The following is a 20,446-nucleotide window of genomic DNA, read 5'->3' on the forward strand; positions in this document are numbered from 1 at the left end:
CGTCCGAATCGAGTGCGATAGCAACATTTGTGATTACTGGCGGTGCAGGCGTTCTGTTCGCGATCGGCGGTACCGGAAAACAGGTCGGGAGCATCACCTGGAACCAATTCATTGGGGCAGCTGATCTTCTGCTCGGTCTGATGTTTGTTCTGGGCGTTGTATTCCCAATCTGGAACAGTACATCGCCGTATGAGAGTAGCATCCAACCGTTTCTTGCGGTGGCGGCTATCGGCGGCGGCGCGTCACTCATGTTTATAGGGATCGACTGGGTTCGTGGCGGCCACTACTTCGATGTCTCCTCATACGAGCCCGGACCAATTCTTTCGCGTGGATGAGCTAGCTGAGCTCGAGAAAATAGATGAGCGGTCAGTTCGAGGTCGGTAATGGCTTCTTTGATAGCGGTGGAAGATAACCAACCCATTTGGCGAGATAGCCTGGTGTCACCATATCTCTTGCACTAAGCAGACGTGGGCACCCCTGACCTCATCAGGTATTGGAGAACTAACGCGGTTCCAAAATGAAGAGTACGCCTACATCAAGCCGTAGAGCAACCAATTAGCCGAAAAGTGCCGGAATCGTGTTTCGGAAGATATTGAGCGAGATGATGAATAGAAATACGACGACGAACCAATTGAACTTCTGTTCGTCTACCTCTAACTCTACCCGAAAGAATGCAAACCGACACTACCAGTGGTGAGGACGAGTTTGAGTTGGTTGATTTAATCGGTGAAAATGGCTACACCATTGTTGTGTGCGCTACTGTTACGGTGGGATCATCCAGCAAGCACACTGAGAATTGTTGTGATTATTATACATGTGAGAAACCGTCGCCGTGATCTGTCGGCCAGAAATAAGGATGTGAACTAACAGCCATTTTGCGAATCGTCCGAGTCGTCTTCGGTGGTCGTCCCTTCCTCGGTGGTGTAGGTTAATCAGAAGACCAATAAGTGTCAAAAAGCAGGTGACGCCTCGTGGCACTCGTCGTCGTACATACTATGGCAAGTAAGGTCTTCGTTGATAGGACGGTGACCCAGTCACAACATAGTAAAAGATTCTCCAATCGAAAAACATCGAGTTAATCAGTTCTTTTCCTATTTTTAGGAGATACTTTCAAGCATAATGAGAGTAGAACAATGGGGAGGCGTCGCGTCGAAGAGGGTATGTCCGCAAGTACAACTGCCTTAGACCAGGAGTTCGCTGAAACGATCGACTCGTTATTCCAAGACGCAGACTCGATACTCATCGTTAATCCCGAACCTGACGTATTCAAGACAACGGTGCTGACGGCAGTATCGTTTGATGGTAAACCACCCGACATCCAAGTGCTTGCTTCCGCAGATGTGCTGAAAGCATCACTGGAGGATTTCATCCTTGCGAGTCAGGTGACGGTTTTCTTTGCTGAGTAGGCTGACGTTGTAGTAAGGGAGTACCTGATATGCGAACATTTTTATTCCTTATTATCTTATTTGGGAAGGAATACCAGCGCTTCCCGAAGAGTGGCAGGCTACGAGAGAGACAACTAAGATAAGCACGATGACAAATATTGCAATAGTCGTTCTTGATACGCTCAGAAAGGACGCATTCGATAGGCACTTTGATTGGCTTCCTGGCAAACGATTCGAAGACGCTTGGAGTACGAGCCATTGGACTGTTCCTGCACATGGTTCGTTGTTCACCGGTAGATATGCGAGTGAGGTCGGTGTTTATAGACATGCAGAAATGCTCAACTGTGATGACCGTGTTCTCGCAGAAATCCTGCGTGATGCAGGATATACAACACGAGCATTTAGTGGCAACCCAAACATTTCACGACAATTTGATTTTCACCGTGGATTCGACCAGTTCAAAGGAAGTTGGCGGCTTCGCACTATTGATCGAGATCTATTCGACTGGGACCAGTTTATTGCAAAAACCGAAGATATGGGTCCTCAGCGGTATCCTCTTGCTCTTTGGAAATGTATTAGCGGTGATTGCCAGACACTACCATCATTCCGGCGTGGACTATGGTTGAAGCTTCGAGATTTAGGATATGAAAATCGAGCTAACGACGACGGAGCACGTTCTGCATTGTCCTTTATCCAGGAGAGCAACTTTGGTGATCAGGAATTCTTATTCCTGAATTTGATGGAGGCGCACTCTCCATATATTGCTCCAGACGAATATCAAAGCGTGACGCCGCCGACCATTAGTGGACTGCATGCGACGATGAGTGCCCCAGAAGATGATCCAGAGCAGATACGGCGAGCGTATGATGACGAAGTGAGGTATCTGTCAGACATGTATAGGAGAATGTTTGATGAGCTAAAGGACGAATTCTCCCTCATCATTACTCTTAGTGATCACGGAGAACTACTGGGAGAGCACAATGCCTGGGAGCATATGTACGGAATTTATCCAGAGTTAACGCATGTTCCCCTTAATATCTATTCCGGCGATGAGACAACAACCAAATGCACTGAAACCAGGAGTATTCTCGATGTGTATCAAACAGTTTTAAACGCGGCTGATATTGAATCAGAGGGTCGAGGTCACGATCTTCGGTTATCGGGGGGATCGAGGGATGTTCTTACTGAATATCATGGTATTTCTAACCGTCATTATCATGCTCTGAAAAACAGTGACGTTGAAAATATTGATCATCTGCAAACGGAGCTGCGTGGTTTTGCATTTGACGGCTATTATGGTCATGAAACCTTCGACGGATTTAAAGAGTACGGAGAGAGAGTGTACGACGATCCAGAAGGACAACTAGAGACTCTGCTGGCAGGGATTGATATAGTGGAGACAGAAGATGATATCGATCTATCTGACTCAGTGGAAAAACAGTTAGAGGATCTCGGTTACGCCTGATGTACGTGAGGATTTAAGCATGCCAACAGAGGCCTCTGAGGTCAATTTTGGCGGTGAAACAGTAAAAGCTACAGTAGCTAAGATTGCAATGGCAATAAGTGGGTTCGTGGGAACTGTCCTCTTTGCGCGGCTATTGGATCCGGCGCTGCTTGGGGGATTCTATTTGCTTTTCGGATTAGTGAAGATAGCAGACAGACCAATTTATGGATGGGCGATTGCAACGAAAAAGCGCTTCTCCGAGCCTTCGATTCGTGATAGTTCGATACTGGGAGCGCAAATCATCTTCATCCTTATTTGGCTCACCTTGGTTGCAATCGTCTCGTATTTCCTGTCTGGTTGGCTACGTGCATACACAAAATTATCGGCTGCACCGATGTTGTTCATCGTTCTTTTGATTTCTGAGCCGGTGTACGAACCATTGGAAAAACTTCTTCAAGGCCGTGGGCAGATCAGTATAGCAACGTGGTCTGATACCTTTCGTTCGTATCTCACACTTCCACTCCAGCTCATGTTTGTTCTTGCTGGATTTGGTGCAGCGGGACTAGTATATGGATTAGCAGCGGCTACTGTCTTGTCGGTGCCACTAGTGCTGTATTTCCTGCAGACACCGCCGGCTCTTCCCTCAGTGCCCCTCCTTCAGAGTCTCTGGCAGTACGCTCAATACAGCATCCCATCTGGGTTCTTCGGCACAATATATGATCGATTTGACGTGCTTCTCCTTGGAGTGTTGGCGACACCGGCCGCTGCGGGCTACTACGAAATTGCGGCTAAGCTGACGCTTCCGGCAGTGTTCATCAGTAGCGCTGCTGCTAGCGGATTGATGGCTCGCGTCAGTAATCTTCAAAGTAAACAACAGGATGTGGCTAGCGATATAACAAATACGCTCGCATTTTCCAGTATTCTTGCTATTCCGATATTCTTTGGTGCACTTGCGCTCCCAAAGGCTCTTATTATTACGTTTTACGGTGCAGAGTACGCGCCGGCAGCAACGTTGCTAGTAGCTATTGCCGCATATCGCGTTACAAAATCACAAAATGGTCCGCTCACACAGACGGTAAACGGACTTGATAGGCCAGATATGACGATGCGTATTTCTGCGGTAACGCTTGCGATTAATGTTGTTCTAGGAGTGCTATTGGTGCGCCAGATCGGGCCAGTCGGTGTTGCAATCGCAACACTACTCGCCGAAGTCATCCGATATCTCTTTCTCTCCATCATTGTCAATAAATACACTACTGGAGTGAAACTACTGCCAGAAGCGCTTCTCAAGCAGTTTGGTGCTGGAATACTAATGTTTGCTGTCGTCTCTCTACTCCGCCGTACCCTTTCGGTGAAATCCTATCTCGGTCTACTACTTCTTCTTACAATCGGAGCAATCACTTACGGGACAACCTTTCTCATCAGTAGCAGCCAATTACGCCAGCTTATCAGGGACAGCCTTGAGGAGTCTATGTTTGAAGAGTTGTTCCCGAATTAGATTTCAAATCGGTAAAGAGCCTGTCTGGCGCACGCCGGGCAACCAGCTGCCGCCCTTACCGAACGCGTAGAAGGCAAAAACACTGCCGACGACTGCATCGCCAACCGAGGCAACCCCAAAGCACAATACTCAGTACCTCACAAAGCGTCGCCACCTAACTCAACTTGAGTCCGATAGTCTATCCTGACGAACCATCGATAGAGGGTGAGCTACGCCAAAAGAGAAGGAGGCTGTCGCGGTCGGCGGCAGTTCGCCGCCGACCGCGACAGCGTTGCCACTCTCGAAGAGGCGTGCTTGACCGGTGACTACCGATCCATCCAAATCGAGAGGAACGACGCTCGTCCAAGCAGTTATAGAGCGAGTAGTGTATTGAACGAAGGCAGCAAGTAAGAATATTCTCGGATATTCATTTGGAATGACAGTAGAAAGATGAGCTTGAGTTGGTACAGAAGCGTACTGTCAGCGAGACAATCACCGGTATTGATGACGATTGATCGTCTGTATCAAGACGGCGATGTCCAGTCAAGGAACTGATCAGGAGGTGTGGGAGGATCCATTTGATCGAACAGATATTCATTTGGAATGACAGTAGAAAGATGAGCTTGAGTTGGTACAGAAGCGTACTGTCAGCGAGACAATCACCGGTATTGATGACGATTGATCGTCTGTATCAAGACGGCGATGTCCAGTCAAGGAACTGATCAGGAGGTGTGGGAGGATCCATTTGATCGAACAGATATTCATTTCATTGAGTTTCTGTTCTCTGACCCGGTTCTAAAAATGCTGTCGTGGGTGGTCATCGGAAGTGTATTTGTAACTCTTGCAGCTGTCCGGCTGCTCGGGAGATACCGTGTTCCGATCGAGTTGCTCTTCTTCTTATTCCTCGGACAGGGATTTTTCTTCATCGGCTTTCATTATTTGACTCGCGCAACAACATCCTCAGATTGGCAGAGATTAGTTGCTTCAAAAAGATAGTGCGGTGATCACGTATCGTAGTTAGCTGCTCAAAGAGGGTTCGAACGGTTCGAAGCTGATTCTTTTATTGTTCCATGTGGCTCGGTTCTTCGACAAAACGATATGCTGTGATACCAGCAAAGCGTTTGATGGCCGCACGGTTATGCGTTCGACGCACGTTCCGGAGGACTTTCCGTCGGTGCGGTCGTTTCGAGGACGAAAACACGACCCATACTGTATCGACTTTCCTGACCTGTTTTCGAATCGTGGGACGGAGTGGCCCCGTGATATCACCGACTGTCGGCATTCCTGCTCGATCAAAGTAATACCCAAACGGCGATGACGACTTTCGTTTGTCGACGATGATTAAATCCTCGGGCGAATAGCCTCGATCGACGAACTGAGCAGCGGATTTGAATTCCCGCTTCTGGTGATTCGTAAATTGGAAACTATTCAGGGCAACGGAGTTGAGCAGGATGATTGCGAGCAGTATGGTTCGTACGTTCGGTCGCGGGATGAGTGCAACGCCTCGCGCGAAGAGCAGATACAGTGCGATAGAACAGCCGATCAAATATTTAGGGAAGAATATCGGCTGAATAAGATAAGAAAGAACGATTGCCAAGCACGTAGGGACCAGTAACCAAATCCACAGGAATACCGATTTCTTCCGCGAGAGTAAGTAAGACGGGACAAACAGAGCACCTCCGATACCGACGAGAAGTCCAACTTGAACTGCGATACTCATCGGTGGATGCGGGTGACGAACTGTGAAGTGGGTGTATGCAGAGATGATATCGTGCCAATTCGGCGGTGCGGGAATATGCTGCACCTGGCTGCCACTGCCGTACGCATTCGGGATGAATACTTTCGCTGCGATCATCCCGACAGCCGGTGCTGCTCCAATTCCCACCGGAACAGATATCTTTCCAGTTTCTCGAATAAATGACCGCCAATCTTCGGAACCTATCCATTCTCTCCAGAGGTAGTAGAGGATTTGAGATACGATGATGAAGAGTCCAAACACATGGGTGTACGCGAGAAGGATAGCCGAAACGATGTAGAGGAGCATCTCTTTATTCTGTCTTGAGTCCAAATACCGGAGTAAGCAGTAGTACGATGCGACGGTGAGGAAAGCGAGAAGTGAATACATTCGCGCCTCCTGTGCATAGTATATTTGGAAGGGGCTCACTGTCAGCATCAGTGCCGCGATCGCTCCCACCTGAAACCCATACAGCCGTTTTCCAAGCGCATAGAGAATCGGAATCGAAGCGATACTGAACGCCGCGGACAACATTCGCACCGCTCCCTCTTCGGTCCCACTAATGGCTATCCACGCTTTCAACAGGATATAATACAGGGGCAGATGCGGTTGAGCCTTCGGGAGTTCTGTGACGAGTTCCTGGAAAGTCATGGTGTGGATGAAGTACATTGTAATCGCCTCATCCAACCAGAAGCTGTCGAAGCCAATCGTATGAACTCGCAGAATGCCGCCTAAGCCTACAGTTAGGGAAATGAAGAATATCTGATAATAGTCAGAGTACTGTAGGTCAGTGTTTAAATCGCGAAGATTCATTCAATGGTAGTTTGCAGAGATACTATTATGAATCCCCTGTTCTCAGATTTTAGTTATTATCTGATATATTTATTTGCCGTACGTATCCTGGCGCACGACGATTTTCAGAGCGCATTATGTGGGGTACTCATCATTACCATCGAAGGAAATGATTGAGACGTGTGTCACTTATTAATCCAGAATTGAGGCACTATATATTGCTGATCCAAATCCTAGACTCTTATATTAGTTTAGTCTTCAGTAGAAGCATCAATGGCATTCGAACTTTGGTCCGGAAGTAGACCAAATATTTAATCAAAGTTACTTACCGTGATTGGGTGGCTCATACTCCTACATTTTGCACTAAGCAGAACTAAGGGAGTCTGGTAAGCCTATCGAATTTGTGTGCTGCCGGTTATGATTTTAATGGAGACACAGCTGCTTCCACCGATAACAAGGAATCGCCGTTACTCAATAGGCGCCTGAGGCATAGACAGAAAAACGATCGCCCGCTGCGTTGGACTCGGAGCCATTTGTCGGAAAGTTCGTCGGCATGCTGGTGCATTAATTCGAGGAGAAAAACGCAGCCCGTCTTGCAGTGTGTTCGTCTCCAGATCCAGTCGATGAAGTCACTATCCTCCAGCTTCCGCAGGTGGATTACGCTCTATATGAACCCTACCGCTCGGTCATCGCTGCTTCCAGGTAGGCGTCATTCACGGCAACAATCTCGTAGTCCTCGGGGTCAACATGAACTAGAGTCCAAGGATATTCTCAAACAGTTGTTGGAACATCGCCTCGGCGATCGTTGCCACCGAATAAACGAATCATATTATTAGCTGGTTGAGTGAGTGTCTGGTTCGGGAAGTTGTGCGACTTGCTGAACCAGACAAATAAGCCACAGCAAACACTGTGAAATAACTTGCTCTCGCCTGGCGACTTTCTTCGTGCTCCAGTCAGACAGGGAGTGGGGAAATTACGCGATGAAAAAATTAGCCTTACTGATTTTCGCATGGAGGAAATCAACCGGGTGAAAATTCCCGAATGAATTAAGGGGATGAGGTGTGACACTTTGGGTGATGAAATCACAAATACAACATTCGTATTCCAATCACACCATTTGTATGAAAAATAAAGAATTGGTTGAAATAATCCAGTAATTTTTCCACTTTCCTATGCCAGAAACACTTTTCCAGAAAATACTCGTTCCGGTCGTAACGGAGCCGGACGCAGAAATGACATGTAAAGCACTGTTGCCATATCTTAATCGAGATGTGAGTGAGGCCAAGGTTATCTACGTTATCGAGAAAGCAGGTGGCGCACCCGACAAAGCATCACCCGAGCAACTCCAGGAGGAAGCCGAGAAAATATTCGACAGGGTCATCGAACAGTTTACGAATGCTGACTTCACGAACTTCGAGACTGAGGTACGATACGGAACGAACGTCGCCGACACCATCGTTGAAGCAGGACGTGAATACGGTGCATCGGCTATTGTCTTCACACCACGCGGTGGCAACCGCTGGACAAAACTCTTCACTGGTGACGTGGCGTACTCTCTGTTAACGAATACAGATCGTCCAGTCATTAGCCTCCCGCCGGAGGAAGATAGCCATGGATGAGCAGGAACTTGCACGCGACTTAGGTTTCCTCGAAGCCTACACGATCGGGCTTGGGACGATGATCGGTGCCGGGATTTTTGTGCTTCCCAGCATCGCCGCAGAAGCCGCAGGGCCTGCAAGCATGATTTCGTTTATTCTCGGTGGTGTCGTATCGTTGCTAGCCGCCCTCTCACTGTCTGAACTCGCCACTGGAATGCCGAAAGCAGGTGGCAGCTACTACTATGTCAACAGAGCCCTGGGAAGCTTTTTCGGTAGTATCGTTGGCTGGGGAATGTGGGCCGGGTTGATGTTTGCCAGCGCATTCTACATGCTCGGATTTGGCCAGTACCTCACGTACTTTATTCCGATGGGATCGACAGGCGTAGCGATCGCTGCCCTCATCATGTCTGCGATTTTGACGGGAGTCAACTATTACGGGGTCAAAGAAACAGGTGCGCTCCAGAACGTTATCGTCATTGCTCTCATCGGTCTCATCATCGTGTTCGTTGCGTTCGGTGTCCTCCACGTCGATACGCTGGGTGAGTTCAATCCGAACGGGTGGGGTGCAGTCGTCGCAACCATCGGGACAGTATACGTGACATTCATCGGGTTCGAAGTAATCGCGACGAGCGCCGAGGAGATCAAGAATCCGAGTCGAAATCTTCCGCTGTCAATGATCGCGGCAGTTGTCACACCGACGCTGTTGTACGTGCTCGTCATGTTCGTCAGCACGGGAACCCTTGACATTGATGCCCTTGCGAGTTCGAGGATTCCAGTGGCGGACGTGGCCCAACAAATCCTCGGAACTGTCGGTGCAATCACAATGGTCGTCGGGGCAGTTCTGGCGACTGTATCAAGCGCGAATGCCTCGATTTTGTCCGCCGCACGGGTGAATTTCGCCATGGGGCGAGACAAAATTCTCTCCAATTGGCTCAACGAGGTGCACAACCGGTTCCGAACACCATATCGCGCGATCATAGCGACGGGTGCGATCATCTTGCTGTTGATTACTGTTGGCGTCGGCATCGGGACGCTCGCCGAGGTAGCGAGTTTCGCATACTTGGTCACCTACTCGCTTGTTCATATCGCCGTCATCGTCATGCGGCGTGCAGATCCAGCTGACTATGACCCAGCATTCGAAATCCCAGATCGATTCTTTCTCTTTCCACTCGTTCCTATCCTCGGCTTTCTTGCTTGTGTCTGGGTTCTGGTTCAGATGCGTCCCCTCGTTCAGTTGCTCGGGCTCGGGATCGTGGGCGTCGGCATCCTGTGGTACTTCGGCTATGCCCGTGACCGAGCAGTTCGAGAAGGGTTACTGGGGGAAGCAATCGCACCGACGCCGACACTCTCTGCGGACGGTCAGGGACGCTACCGGGTCGTGGTACCAGTCGCGAATCCGGAAACTGAACGAGAACTCCTTCGTCTCGCCGCTGCAAGCGCCCACGCACATGACGACGAACAGGCCGAACTCATCGCAGTGAATGTTATCGAAGTCCCGCAACAAACCTCGCTCTCGCAAGACCTCGAATTTGAGCAGGAACGGGTTCAAAAACAACAGTACCTCCTCGACGAAGCGCGTGATATCGCGAACGACCTCGACGTGGGCCTTCGAACGCGGGCAATCGTCGGGCGAAACGTCGGTGACGTCGTTCTCGACGTGATCGAAGAGGAGAACGCCGATCATGTTCTCCTCGGGTGGAAAGGAAGTCGGAGTACCCGCGAACACATCCTCGGCTCGAACATCGATCCGATCATCGAACGAGCACCATGTGAGGCGACACTGGTGAAACTGAAGGCTGATCAAACGCATGACAATATAGAGGACATCGTCGTTCTCGCCGGAGAAGGCCCTCTCGCTCCAGTTGCTGCCCGGCGTGCGGGCGAGTTCGTCGCCGCGACTCAGGGGAACGCACGACTCACGCTGTTGAACGTCCAGCGTGAATCCGATGAAGCGGAGCAAGACCCAACTGAACGTGGCGAAGCGGTCATCGAGGACGTCGCGGAGGCAGCCGGTATCGAATTTATGGATTACGATTCTTGTGTTATTGTCGCCGACGATATTGAGACAACCATCCTCGACGTTGTTGGAGAATACGATACAATCTGTGTCGGAGCGACACGCTCCGGCACCGTATCGCAAGCGCTCTTCGGTTCACTCCCAGAAACGATCGGTGAGCACGCGTCGGGAACGGTGGCGATGGTTCGTGGCAGCAAACAAACCCCACAATCGATTCGAGACGGACTGGTGGCACGCCTGACGCAGTGACAACTGCTGGGAAGCGATGCTGCTCGAATTACTGCGACCTTCGATTCTCAAAGACGATTAGCTCACCCACAATCAACACTCGACTTGAATGGGTCCCTAGTATGTTGATACGGACTGTGCTGAGCGAGCCATTATTCTGCGGTGATAATGCGAGTGACTATATATGGCTGGATGAGTACACATGACCAGGTGCCCCATTAGTGAGTGCCGGAACAGGACTACTCTCCCTTGTTGTAATCATCCTCGGATTGGGTGTTGCTTCGCAGGTATTAGCCGCTCGATTGGAGATTCCGAGTGTCTTGTTTCTTATCCTCGCAGGGATCGTTGTCGGCCCGGAAGGCCTCGGGCTTATTACAGCGGATGCATTTGGATCATCGCTCCCAGCGATTGTTGGGCTCAGTGTTGCAATTATCGTCTTCGAGGGCGCATTCCATCTAAAACTCGAAAAGCTTCGACAAACGCCACGAGAAGCCTTCCGACTCGTCACACTGGGAGCAATTATTGGGCTCATTGGAACAGCCGTCGTGGTTCATTTGGCGTTGGGTGTTTCCTGGGAACTCTCGTTTCTGGTCGGTTCGTTGCTCATCGCGACAGGACCGACGGTCATTACACCCATTCTGAGTATCGTTCCAGTGCGTGATCGGGTCGCAGCAGCACTCGAAACGGAGGGTATCGTCAATGACGTGACCGCCGCCATCCTGGCAGTTGCGATGTTTGAATTTATTATCGCAGGTGAAACACAGGTGATCCATGTCCTGCAGTCGTTTGTCTCTCGACTTGGCGTCGGTATTTTCGTCGGTGGCTTGGTCGCTGGCATCCTGTGGTATCTCCTCGAACACGTGGATATCTCGGCATCGAATGCTGTTCAAAACGCCCGATTGTTAGTTCTTATAGGCGCAATCGGGAGTTATGGGGTTGCAAATGCGATTTCTCAGGAAGCCGGTATCGCTGCTGTCGCAACTGCTGGTCTCCTCCTTGGCAATGCGAATCTCCCGTATGAAAGCGAGATTGAAACGTTCAAAGGAGATATCACTCTGATCGTCCTCTCATTCGTCTTCATCTCGCTTGCAACGCTCCTTTCGATCGACGAGCTTGTCTCACTCGGTGTTGGCGGGATTATCGTTGTCATCGCAGTCGTGTGTCTCATCCGACCGGCACTCGTGTTACTCTGCACGCACGGGGAACGGTTTACCAGACAAGAACAGTTGTTTATCAGTTTTGTTGGTCCTCGTGGAATCATTCCAGCGAGTGTCGCGACGCTCTTTGCTTTGGAGCTTCGTCCAACGAATCCAACCGCAGCAACCGTTTTGGTCGGGACCGTGTTTCTCGTGATACTGGTGACCGTTGTTTTCGAAGCTGGTTTCGCCCGGCATATTGCACAAGCACTTAACGTAATACCAATGCGCACAATCATAGTCGGTGCAGGTCGCGTCGGTCGTGGCCTCGCCAAACGATTGGAGAATCGAGGAGAAAACGTCGTCCTCATCGATGAGGATCAAGCGCAAATCGAGAAGGCACGCACTGCAGGGTTTACCGCTCATCACGGAACGGGCACGGATACAGACGACTTGCTGTCAGCAGGCGCGAAGAACGCCAGTATCATCGCTGCAGCAACTGGCGATGATGATGCAAACTTGCTCGTCGCTCAACTTGCGAACTCTAAATTTGATACGGAGACAGTGATCGCTCGCGTAAACACGCCTGGGAACGTCGAAGCATTCGAAGAACTCGGCGTGCAGGCCATTTCGGCGAACGACTCGATTGTGCAAGCAATGGATAATGCAGTAGAGAGACCGGCACTCGCCGATTGGATGTCGGAAATCGAACGAAATGGCGATATACAAGAAATAGAAGTTACAGCCGAGACTCTTGCTGGGAAAACCGTTCGCGATATTGGACCGAATCTTCCTGATGGCGTCCTCATCGCACTCGTAAGCCGAAATGGTGAATCAGAGATCCCAACACCCGATTTCACGATCCAACAGGGAGACCATCTGACGTTTATTGGACGAAAGCAAGGTGTCGATGAAGCCATCGAACAGTGTCACTCAAAAGTGAAAGCCTAAATCACCAAATTTAGGAAAGTCACACGGCTCTCCGCGCCGATTTCAGTATGCAAGTCGTTCGATAACCGCCTGAACCAGAGTCGTCGCTCTCGATTTGGGCGGGTGTACTAAGAGTACACTACACTCTAATTGGCTACTAATCTCGCTCGCAGGATCACCAAGTAACATTTCATGTACCCTCGAGTGTGCGACCGTTCCTAATATCGCCAGGTTAGCACTCGATGATGCAGCAACCAGTCCTTTGACCGTATCAGACACTTTGATAATCTCACTCTTGGTTTCGACCGAACAGAGTCCCTCAAGATCGTGTAAAAACTCGCGTGTCACTGTGAGTTGCTCGTCTGAAACACTCGGCTTGACGGCAGTGACGAACCGAATCGTTGCCCCCTGTTCGTTCGCAATCGCGTTGGCAAGAGCCACTTTCGTTGGCTCGTAAGGTCGCCGTTGAGTGAGAACCGTTATATCATCGACGTCTTTGAGGCCACGATCCTGGAGAAACACGGTGGTACACGGCGCATGTTTCATAAACCAATCCACGTCATTTCCAAGCAACTCCGCGTGCCAGTGTTCCGGTCTCCACTCGCCGAGAATCAGTTCGATACCAAGGTCATCAGCGTAATTGATCACTGCTTTCTTGATGTCGTGGCTAACGACTTCACTCGCTTCGATACGAGCTGGCAGCGCCTCTGCTAGCTCATGTGTTTGTGTCTCGAATTGTCGATCCTCCATAGTCATCTCGGTTGCTGACGATAATGGAAGTTGATCTGGCACTTCCTCGAATCGGATCGCATGCACTGTTCCACCCTGCTGTTGTGCTACACTCGCTGCAACTCGAAGCAGTGTTTGTTCCCGCTCTGCAGATGTGTTGGTATCCATTGCAACGAGAACGTGTCCATCACCGTCCGCAACTGCTCGTTCAGTCTCGACTAGGGTCTGGGAGCTCTCTGACCGTCGGATTGCATCGAGAGCTGCTCCCTCCCGTTCTGTCCGCTCATGACCGTAGAAGCGATACCAAGCGAGGCTGAATAGGATGATCCCTACGGCACCACCAAGCGCGATAATGCCCATTTGGGTTAGCAAGAGAAGCCCGCCGAGCGCACCGAAGCCCTGCACCCATGGATAGCCTGGAGCAGTGAACTCAGGTGTGTACCATTCCAATTCACTCTCACGAAATGCAATGAGTGCGCCGTTAATGAACACGAACACCAAAATTTGGAAAGCGCTTGCCAACTTCGCGAGATTGACGACTGGCACGAACGCAATGAGGACAAGCAGAATGAGCCCAGTAAATCCGATCGCATAGATGGGTGTTTTGAACCGGTCACTCACCTCACTGAATTGTGGTGGTGCAAGCGAATCTCGACTCATTGCAAGCGGATATCGAGAAGACGATAGGATACCCGCATTCGCCATACTCGTCAGCGCGAGTACGGCGACGACGGCAAGGCCAAGTTCTCCGAGTGGGCCTGCAAACACTTGGGCAGCCTGAGCCATCGGCGTCAGATTGTGTTTCATTTGAAGCTCAGGTGCAGGAACGACACCAACGACAACGAAGACAGTGAGCGTATAGACCAGCATCATTACGAGAACTGAAACAAGGATTGCAATCGGGATGTTCCGTCCCGGGTTTTCGACTTCTTCGGCGACGCTGGCGATTTTCGTGACGCCTGCATAGGAGACGAAAACAAATCCCGTGGCTGCAAGCAAGCCGGTATTCCCATGAGTCACAAACGGATGGAATTGAGCCTGATCGACGTACGTCATCCCATCAGCCACGAACACAACGAGTACTAAGAGCACGAAACTAACGATTCCTGCTTGCAACCGGCCGGTCTGCTTGACGCCAGCGATATTGACAACGATAAGCAGGAGCCCAAGCCCAATCCCAACAAACGTGAGCAGCCCTGTTGAAATATCGACAAACAATAAGAGGTACGCTCCGAGTCCAACGAGGGCGAATGCGCTCTTGAATACGAGCGAGAACCAAGCACCGATTCCCGCAATAGTACCCGGCAGTGGCCCCATTGCCCGATCAATAAACAGATATGTGCCACCTGCCTCGGGAATTGCAGTCGCCATCTCTGCTTTTGACAGTGCAGCGGGAAGAACAATGAGTCCTGCCAGCAGATAGGCCAAAATAACGCTCGGCCCTGTTTTTGCAGCAGCCAGTCCTGGGAGCACGAAGATGCCACTCCCAATCATCGCTCCGATACTAATGGTGACTGTTGCGTAGAGGCCGAGATCGCGTTCGAGATTTTTTACCATCGTGGATATTTATTCTCTTCTTGAGCGGCGTTCCGTTTCATCTATTCTACGTAATATGAGCCCCACAACATAAGTGTGGGCCACTACTATTCGCCTATCGAACTTACTGAACACACAACCCATTTTTAAGCCTATAGAACGAATAATAAATATGGGCCATCCAAACTCCGGGATCAACGGAGATCTGCCCGAGTCGATCGCCGAGGATTTACAGGCACTTGATGACGAAGCTCTCCGAGATGTTGTTAGCTATGCACAGCAATTGCTCAGAGAACGAGCGCCACAACCCAGTCACATTGAAGCAGCACCCGGTGAAGAAATCATCAGTATCGAAGAGCAAGGAGGCTATACACTCGTCACAAAAACACAGAAATGTGCCGAAGGATGTGAGGACTGTCCTCATGGCCCCTATCTTTACCTAGTAAGGGAAGAACATTCTCCGGTCGATCACGAACCAACTCTTCATTGGGTGTTCTTAGGTCGAGTAGATCAATCGAATCCCGAGTGAAGAGAACTATTATCACGATATTGTCAATCCGATGGCCATCGACCCCCTTGCTTCGCCATCATAATCGGATATCTGACTGTGGTATAAACTCCATCGGTAGTGGAACCAAAAGTGAGTCGTCGAAATCGACCTTTCTGTGACATCCCAAGAACGGTAGCATCGTAATAGTTCGCTTGTTCAACGATGGTCTCAACGACATCACCGGCTTCCAGAATCCATGTATTGGTTCGCTCTGCTCTGTCAGTCCGATCAATTGCTGCAGAGACGTACTGTTCGCCACGTGTGTGTCTGGTTGGTGGAGAATCTGGAGGAATGATATGGAGAATATCAGTCCATGCATCGTACTCTCGAGCAAGAGCGTGACCGACATCGACAGCAAGACCGGAGTGATTTCCGCTAGAGACGGGGATGAGTATCGAAGATATCGATGTGAAATCACCGCGCCCATTAGTAAGGATAACATCACAGGATAATCGATCAGCAATTCGCTCAACTGGGGATCGGCGAACGGCTTTCAAGCGCCCTGATGGAGGAGTATATTCGATGACGACGGTACCGATGCCGTGTTCCGTCACTGCGCTCCGAATAATCTGTTCAGAACTCCGGCCAAGTCGAACGATTCCTCGAATATTAACACCGGGATGGTCTCGTGAGAATTGGGTGATGAGTTCGTCGACGATTTTGTGCTGTTCTTCAGCCTCTTCACGTGAAAGTTCGAGTGGACGTTGTGGCGGGAGCGGAACAGGGCGGACTAGCAATATCCCTGTGTTGTTCACTCGTGCTAATGCCCTACCAATTTCGAGACTTTGGTTCGTCTCATGAGAATCCAGAACTGGAATGAGGATTGCACCGGTCGTGGTTGGAGTGACCGTTCCCGTCGTCTCCGAAACGTCACTCGACTGCTGATTAGCGTCCTCCCGTTCCATAGTCTCCGTTTGTGTACAGGAAATATAAAATGAATGGCCATATTTGGGAAAGGTGAATATTCGGACTAAATATTATTCATTCATTAATAGAGATCGTATTCGTTGCGTCTGCCGAGGGTGAGTTCAGGAAGAAAGCCGAAAAATGGTTCAATGTGTATCTAAATAGATTTAGTTATGGGATACCGACTCGATGAAATCGATAAACGGATCATCTACTATCTAATGCAGGACGCTCGAGATACGTCTGCTCCAACAATCGCCGATGAGGTCAATGTCTCGGCAGGAACGATACGCAATCGGATTTCTCAATTACAAGAAAACGGTATTATCACCGGCTACCATGCCAACATTGATTTCGAGCAGGCAGATGGACGTCTCCAGAATTTGTTTTATTGTACAATAGAAGCTCCACTGGGCGAGAAACTGGCACAGCAAATCCTTGAGATCCCAGGCGTCATCAATATTCGCGAACTGACAACTGGGCGAGGGAATATCCACGTCAAAGCTGTCGGTGATGGAACGGCTGATTTGTCCCGTATTGCCTATGAACTTACCAACTGTGGGCTCGAAATCGAGAAGGAAAACCTCATTCAAAATGAGCGATATTCTCCATATCAGGAATTTGGGCCAGATAAGCCGCGAGAGCAGGTCTCGCTGACTGATCTCATAAGTCTCTCAGGAAAGGCAGATATCGTCGAAGTGGCAATTAACCCAGATGCACCAGTCGCACATAAAACACTTCGAGAGATTGGAGAGGAAGGGTTAATTGATGAGAATTTGCTGGTTATAGCAATCGAGCGCGATGAGTCTGTTCTCACACCGAAAGGCAATACTCGTATTCAGCCGAACGATGTTGTGACTATATTTTCTCGAACTGGAATCTCAGATCAAGTCTATCAGAGCTTTACTACTGACGACTCCGATCATCAAGTAGAAGATACAACTAAGTAGCTTATTGGGTTACGCTATTGCGTATTTGTATTAACCTCTCGAATGATTATCGTTTGCTCTATCTTGATGCAATTGACTTTTTCATACACTCCACTACTTAAATAGTCATTCAGTTATCCGAGGGTGGACTATTAAGCCAATTCTTTTTTCACGATAGGGGAGACAGATACACGACACATGGCCGAAAATTCGCCGAATGAAGACGTCGTTGAGGCTGAACAGGCTGGTGAAGGCGACGTCGAAACGGAATTATCACGGGATATGAGTCTCTTCGACATCACCTTTATTGGCGTCGGAGCAATGATCGGGGCGGGGGTGTTCGCACTAACGGGCTTTGCCGCTGGACTTGCCGGACCAGCACTGACGGTCGCCTTTATCCTTAATGGGGCTGTTGCAATGTTTACTGCCGTCTCCTATGCAGAACTTGGTGCAGCATTCCCAGAAGCCGGAGGGGGCTATCTCTGGGTAAAAGAAGCACTCGTCGACCCGAACGGATTCTATGCTGGGTGGATGAGTTGGTTCGCTCACGCGGTCGCCTGTTCCCTATATGCTGTAACCTTCGGGACATTCTTCGTTGAGTTACTCCATATTGTTGGTCTAGCAAGTTTCCCGGCATTCGGATTTAGCATCGTATTTTGGGAAAAACTCCTTGCCGTCCTCATGATTTCAGCCTTTGCCTACATCAACTTCCGCGGAGCGGAAGAAACCGGGAAAGCCGGTGTCATCGTCACCGGCATCAAAGTCGTCATATTGGGCCTCTTCATTGGCTTCGGTATCTGGGCGACAATCCAGAGTCCAAACTGGACATCTAAGTTCCTCAGTAGTCCAAGCTTCGCCCCGGGCGGCTGGATCGGTATTGTCGGCGCAATGGGCTTCACCTACATCGCGTTCGAGGGGTACGAGATTATCGTTCAATCGGGTGAAGAGGTCGTCAACCCGGGGAAAAACGTCCCGAAGGCGGTTTTCTACTCGATGGCGATCGTTGTCCCGATTTACGTACTCGTCTCATTCGCCGCAATTGGTGGCATCGATATCACCCAACATCTGATCAATCAACCCGGTGGTATTCCGAACTCCGCGAGTACTTCTCTTCCTACGTGGAAAGCGCTCGGTGAGATGGGTGAGCTCGGAATCATCGAAGCAGCAGGCCAGTTCGTTCCATACGGCGCGCCACTGCTCTTGTTTGCGGGACTCGCCGCAACCATGAGTGCACTCAACGCAACAGTGTACTCTTCGAGTCGCGTGTCGTTCGCCATGGGACGGGATCGTGCACTCCCAAGTATCTTTGACAAGATTCACACGGACAAGCGCACTCCTCATTGGGCAATTTTAATCTCGGGCATATTGATCGCCGCGATGGCGGTCACGCTTCCCATCGAGGCGGTCGCAGCGTCGGCAGATATCATGTTCATCCTGCTGTTCCTCCAGGTCAACTGGACCGTTATTCGGATGCGACAAACCCACCCCGATCTACCGCGCACGTACAAGGTCCCATATATGCCATGGCCGCCACTCATCGGAATTGCCCTGCAGTTTTTCCTGATGCCGTTTCTCATCTACACCCTGGGACTCGAATACTTCGGCATCGGTGAGAGCAACCACGGCCTCATCGCATTGATCGCCACTGCTGCGTGGATGCTCGTGGGACTTGGTGTCTACTATGGCTACTCGAAACAGCAGGAGGCAAAACAGATCGAAGAAGAAACGCCGACGGTCGTCTCACATAAAGCGCCCAGAGAGACCGATAACCAGATCGTTGTTCCGATCTCGAATCCCGAAAACGCTCAACAGCTGATGCAGACGGCAGTTGATCTGGCTCGTGACGAGGAGACGTACCCAGACGGTGGAATTCTCGTTATGAGTGTCGTGACCGTCCCGCAACAAACACCACCATCCGAGGGCCGCGAGTTCATCCAGGACGAACCGAATGTCCTCGAAGAGACGATGGAGATTGCTCGTGAGGCGGGTATTCCCGTTAGCGGAACTGTTCGCATCGGTCACGACGTTAGCGATGCGATCTTGAACACAGTGGAGCAGTACGACAGCGATGTCGTACTGATGGGGTGGAAAGGTCAACATAAAACTCAACGCCGAGACATCGTGCTTGGAAGCAATGTCGATGAGGTCGTCCAGAACGCGCCTTGTGACGTGCTGATCGAGCGTATCGGCGATGACGCTGGGAAAGTTGATTCGATTCTTGTTCCAATTGCAGGCGGACCACATTCCGATTTCGCTGCTGATGTCGCAGATACGATCGCCTCCTCAACGGGAGCCAACGTTGAGCTCGTGCATGTCGTTGACCCTAATGCAGACGATCAAGAGGCACGCAAAATGCTCGCAGAGTCTGAAGATCAATTCCGGGAACATGCACAAGTTTCAACGACTGTGCTCACAGGCGACGATATCGTCGATACGATCGTCTCGCGCACCAATGAGCATGATCTCACGATCGTGGGAGCCACACGTGAAGGCCTCCTCCAACAATTTGTTTTTGGTGCTATTCCCGAACAAATCGGATGGCGGTCGAAGAGCACGACGATTATGGCGAAGCAACACCAGAGCATTACGTCGTATCTCCAACAATGGTTCTAACTGTCTAAGTAAATGGCAATGATATTCGAACGAACGCTGTATCGGACCCTCCGAGTAGGGTTCACTGGAATGACTGTGTTCTCGGTTCTCTTTTTTTTTCTATATCTGTGGAGGAGCAGTGATAACTACTATCTCGTCATTCCAATTTCCATATCGTTTCTTAACGATACAGTCCGATCCGCTATTTAATCTCTTAGCAGCCCTTATTGGTTTCTTTATCTGCCTGTTTGCACTCTCGATTATTTGCCTTACTTATCTTGGGTGTCAAATACTAAGATATCGAGATGAAGTAGCAATCATTACTGCGTTTATTGCACTCGGATTAGGAGCCAGTGTTATGCGATACACTATTCCCTCACTACGTTTTCATAACGGTGACTCGCTGAGCCCCGAATACGCCTGCAGGTAGATAGCTCTCTTGTATGAATTTCTCACTGAAAC

Annotated in this window: 13 protein-coding genes and 1 pseudogene; 10 read left to right on the top strand and 4 right to left on the bottom strand. The window is 50.0% G+C overall.

Annotated features, from left to right (window positions below; genetic code table 11):
* A partial coding sequence (locus LJF34_RS18085; RefSeq protein ID WP_231186716.1) for a hypothetical protein occupies positions 1 to 335 on the top strand: 335 nt, incomplete at its 5' end.
* Between the two features lie 220 nt (positions 336 to 555).
* Here LJF34_RS18085 and LJF34_RS18090 read toward each other — a convergent pair.
* Positions 556 to 657: pseudogene (locus LJF34_RS18090) on the bottom strand (sulfite exporter TauE/SafE family protein); the annotation flags it as partial.
* A 503-nt stretch (positions 658 to 1,160) separates the two neighbouring features.
* Between LJF34_RS18090 and LJF34_RS18095 the strand changes: the two are divergent.
* The 3 genes from LJF34_RS18095 to LJF34_RS18105 all read left to right on the top strand — a co-directional run bounded on the left by LJF34_RS18095 (position 1,161) and on the right by LJF34_RS18105 (position 4,327).
* On the top strand, positions 1,161 to 1,406 hold the full coding sequence (locus LJF34_RS18095; protein WP_231186717.1) for a hypothetical protein: 246 nt from the start codon (positions 1,161 to 1,163) through the stop codon (positions 1,404 to 1,406).
* A 127-nt stretch (positions 1,407 to 1,533) separates the two neighbouring features.
* The gene (locus LJF34_RS18100; protein ID WP_231186718.1) at positions 1,534 to 2,850 is read left to right on the top strand and encodes a sulfatase-like hydrolase/transferase; all 1,317 of its coding nucleotides are present in this window, start codon (positions 1,534 to 1,536) and stop codon (positions 2,848 to 2,850) included.
* A gap of 19 nt (positions 2,851 to 2,869) precedes the next feature.
* The gene (locus LJF34_RS18105; RefSeq protein WP_231186719.1) at positions 2,870 to 4,327 is read left to right on the top strand and encodes a polysaccharide biosynthesis C-terminal domain-containing protein; all 1,458 of its coding nucleotides are present in this window, start codon (positions 2,870 to 2,872) and stop codon (positions 4,325 to 4,327) included.
* A gap of 1,039 nt (positions 4,328 to 5,366) precedes the next feature.
* On the opposite strand, the gene LJF34_RS18110 is transcribed toward LJF34_RS18105, so the two are convergent.
* Entirely contained in the window at positions 5,367 to 6,854 is a 1,488-nt protein-coding gene (locus LJF34_RS18110; RefSeq protein ID WP_231186720.1) for a glycosyltransferase family 39 protein, read from the bottom strand.
* A gap of 1,151 nt (positions 6,855 to 8,005) precedes the next feature.
* Here LJF34_RS18110 and LJF34_RS18115 point away from each other — a divergent pair.
* The 3 genes from LJF34_RS18115 to LJF34_RS18125 all read left to right on the top strand — a co-directional run bounded on the left by LJF34_RS18115 (position 8,006) and on the right by LJF34_RS18125 (position 12,763).
* Positions 8,006 to 8,452: a universal stress protein gene (locus LJF34_RS18115; RefSeq protein WP_231186721.1), complete on the top strand. Its 447-nt coding sequence runs from the start codon at positions 8,006 to 8,008 to the stop codon at positions 8,450 to 8,452.
* Complete coding sequence (locus tag LJF34_RS18120; protein ID WP_231186722.1) at positions 8,445 to 10,697, top strand: amino acid permease; 2,253 nt, start codon at positions 8,445 to 8,447, stop codon at positions 10,695 to 10,697. Before LJF34_RS18115 ends, LJF34_RS18120 begins: the two co-directional genes overlap by 8 nt.
* A gap of 200 nt (positions 10,698 to 10,897) precedes the next feature.
* Positions 10,898 to 12,763: a cation:proton antiporter gene (locus tag LJF34_RS18125; RefSeq protein ID WP_231186723.1), complete on the top strand. Its 1,866-nt coding sequence runs from the start codon at positions 10,898 to 10,900 to the stop codon at positions 12,761 to 12,763.
* A 42-nt stretch (positions 12,764 to 12,805) separates the two neighbouring features.
* Here LJF34_RS18125 and LJF34_RS18130 read toward each other — a convergent pair whose 3' ends face one another.
* The gene (locus tag LJF34_RS18130; RefSeq protein ID WP_231186724.1) at positions 12,806 to 15,028 is read right to left on the bottom strand and encodes an amino acid permease; all 2,223 of its coding nucleotides are present in this window, start codon (positions 15,026 to 15,028) and stop codon (positions 12,806 to 12,808) included.
* 151 nt (positions 15,029 to 15,179) lie between these two features.
* On the opposite strand from LJF34_RS18130, the gene LJF34_RS18135 reads away from it, so the two are divergent.
* Complete coding sequence (locus tag LJF34_RS18135; protein ID WP_231186725.1) at positions 15,180 to 15,536, top strand: hypothetical protein; 357 nt, start codon at positions 15,180 to 15,182, stop codon at positions 15,534 to 15,536.
* 23 nt (positions 15,537 to 15,559) lie between these two features.
* Here LJF34_RS18135 and LJF34_RS18140 read toward each other — a convergent pair whose 3' ends face one another.
* Complete coding sequence (locus LJF34_RS18140; protein ID WP_231186726.1) at positions 15,560 to 16,462, bottom strand: universal stress protein; 903 nt, start codon at positions 16,460 to 16,462, stop codon at positions 15,560 to 15,562.
* A gap of 174 nt (positions 16,463 to 16,636) precedes the next feature.
* On the opposite strand from LJF34_RS18140, the gene LJF34_RS18145 reads away from it, so the two are divergent.
* Both LJF34_RS18145 and LJF34_RS18150 read left to right on the top strand, forming a co-directional pair.
* The gene (locus tag LJF34_RS18145; protein WP_231186727.1) at positions 16,637 to 17,413 is read left to right on the top strand and encodes an Lrp/AsnC family transcriptional regulator; all 777 of its coding nucleotides are present in this window, start codon (positions 16,637 to 16,639) and stop codon (positions 17,411 to 17,413) included.
* A gap of 177 nt (positions 17,414 to 17,590) precedes the next feature.
* Positions 17,591 to 20,005, top strand: a complete 2,415-nt coding sequence (locus tag LJF34_RS18150) for an amino acid permease (protein ID WP_231186728.1) — start codon at positions 17,591 to 17,593, stop codon at positions 20,003 to 20,005.
* The last annotated feature ends 441 nt before the right edge of the window (positions 20,006 to 20,446 follow it).

It is taken from the genome of Haladaptatus sp. DYF46 (genome assembly GCF_021083305.1).
GTDB lineage: Archaea > Halobacteriota > Halobacteria > Halobacteriales > Haladaptataceae > Haladaptatus.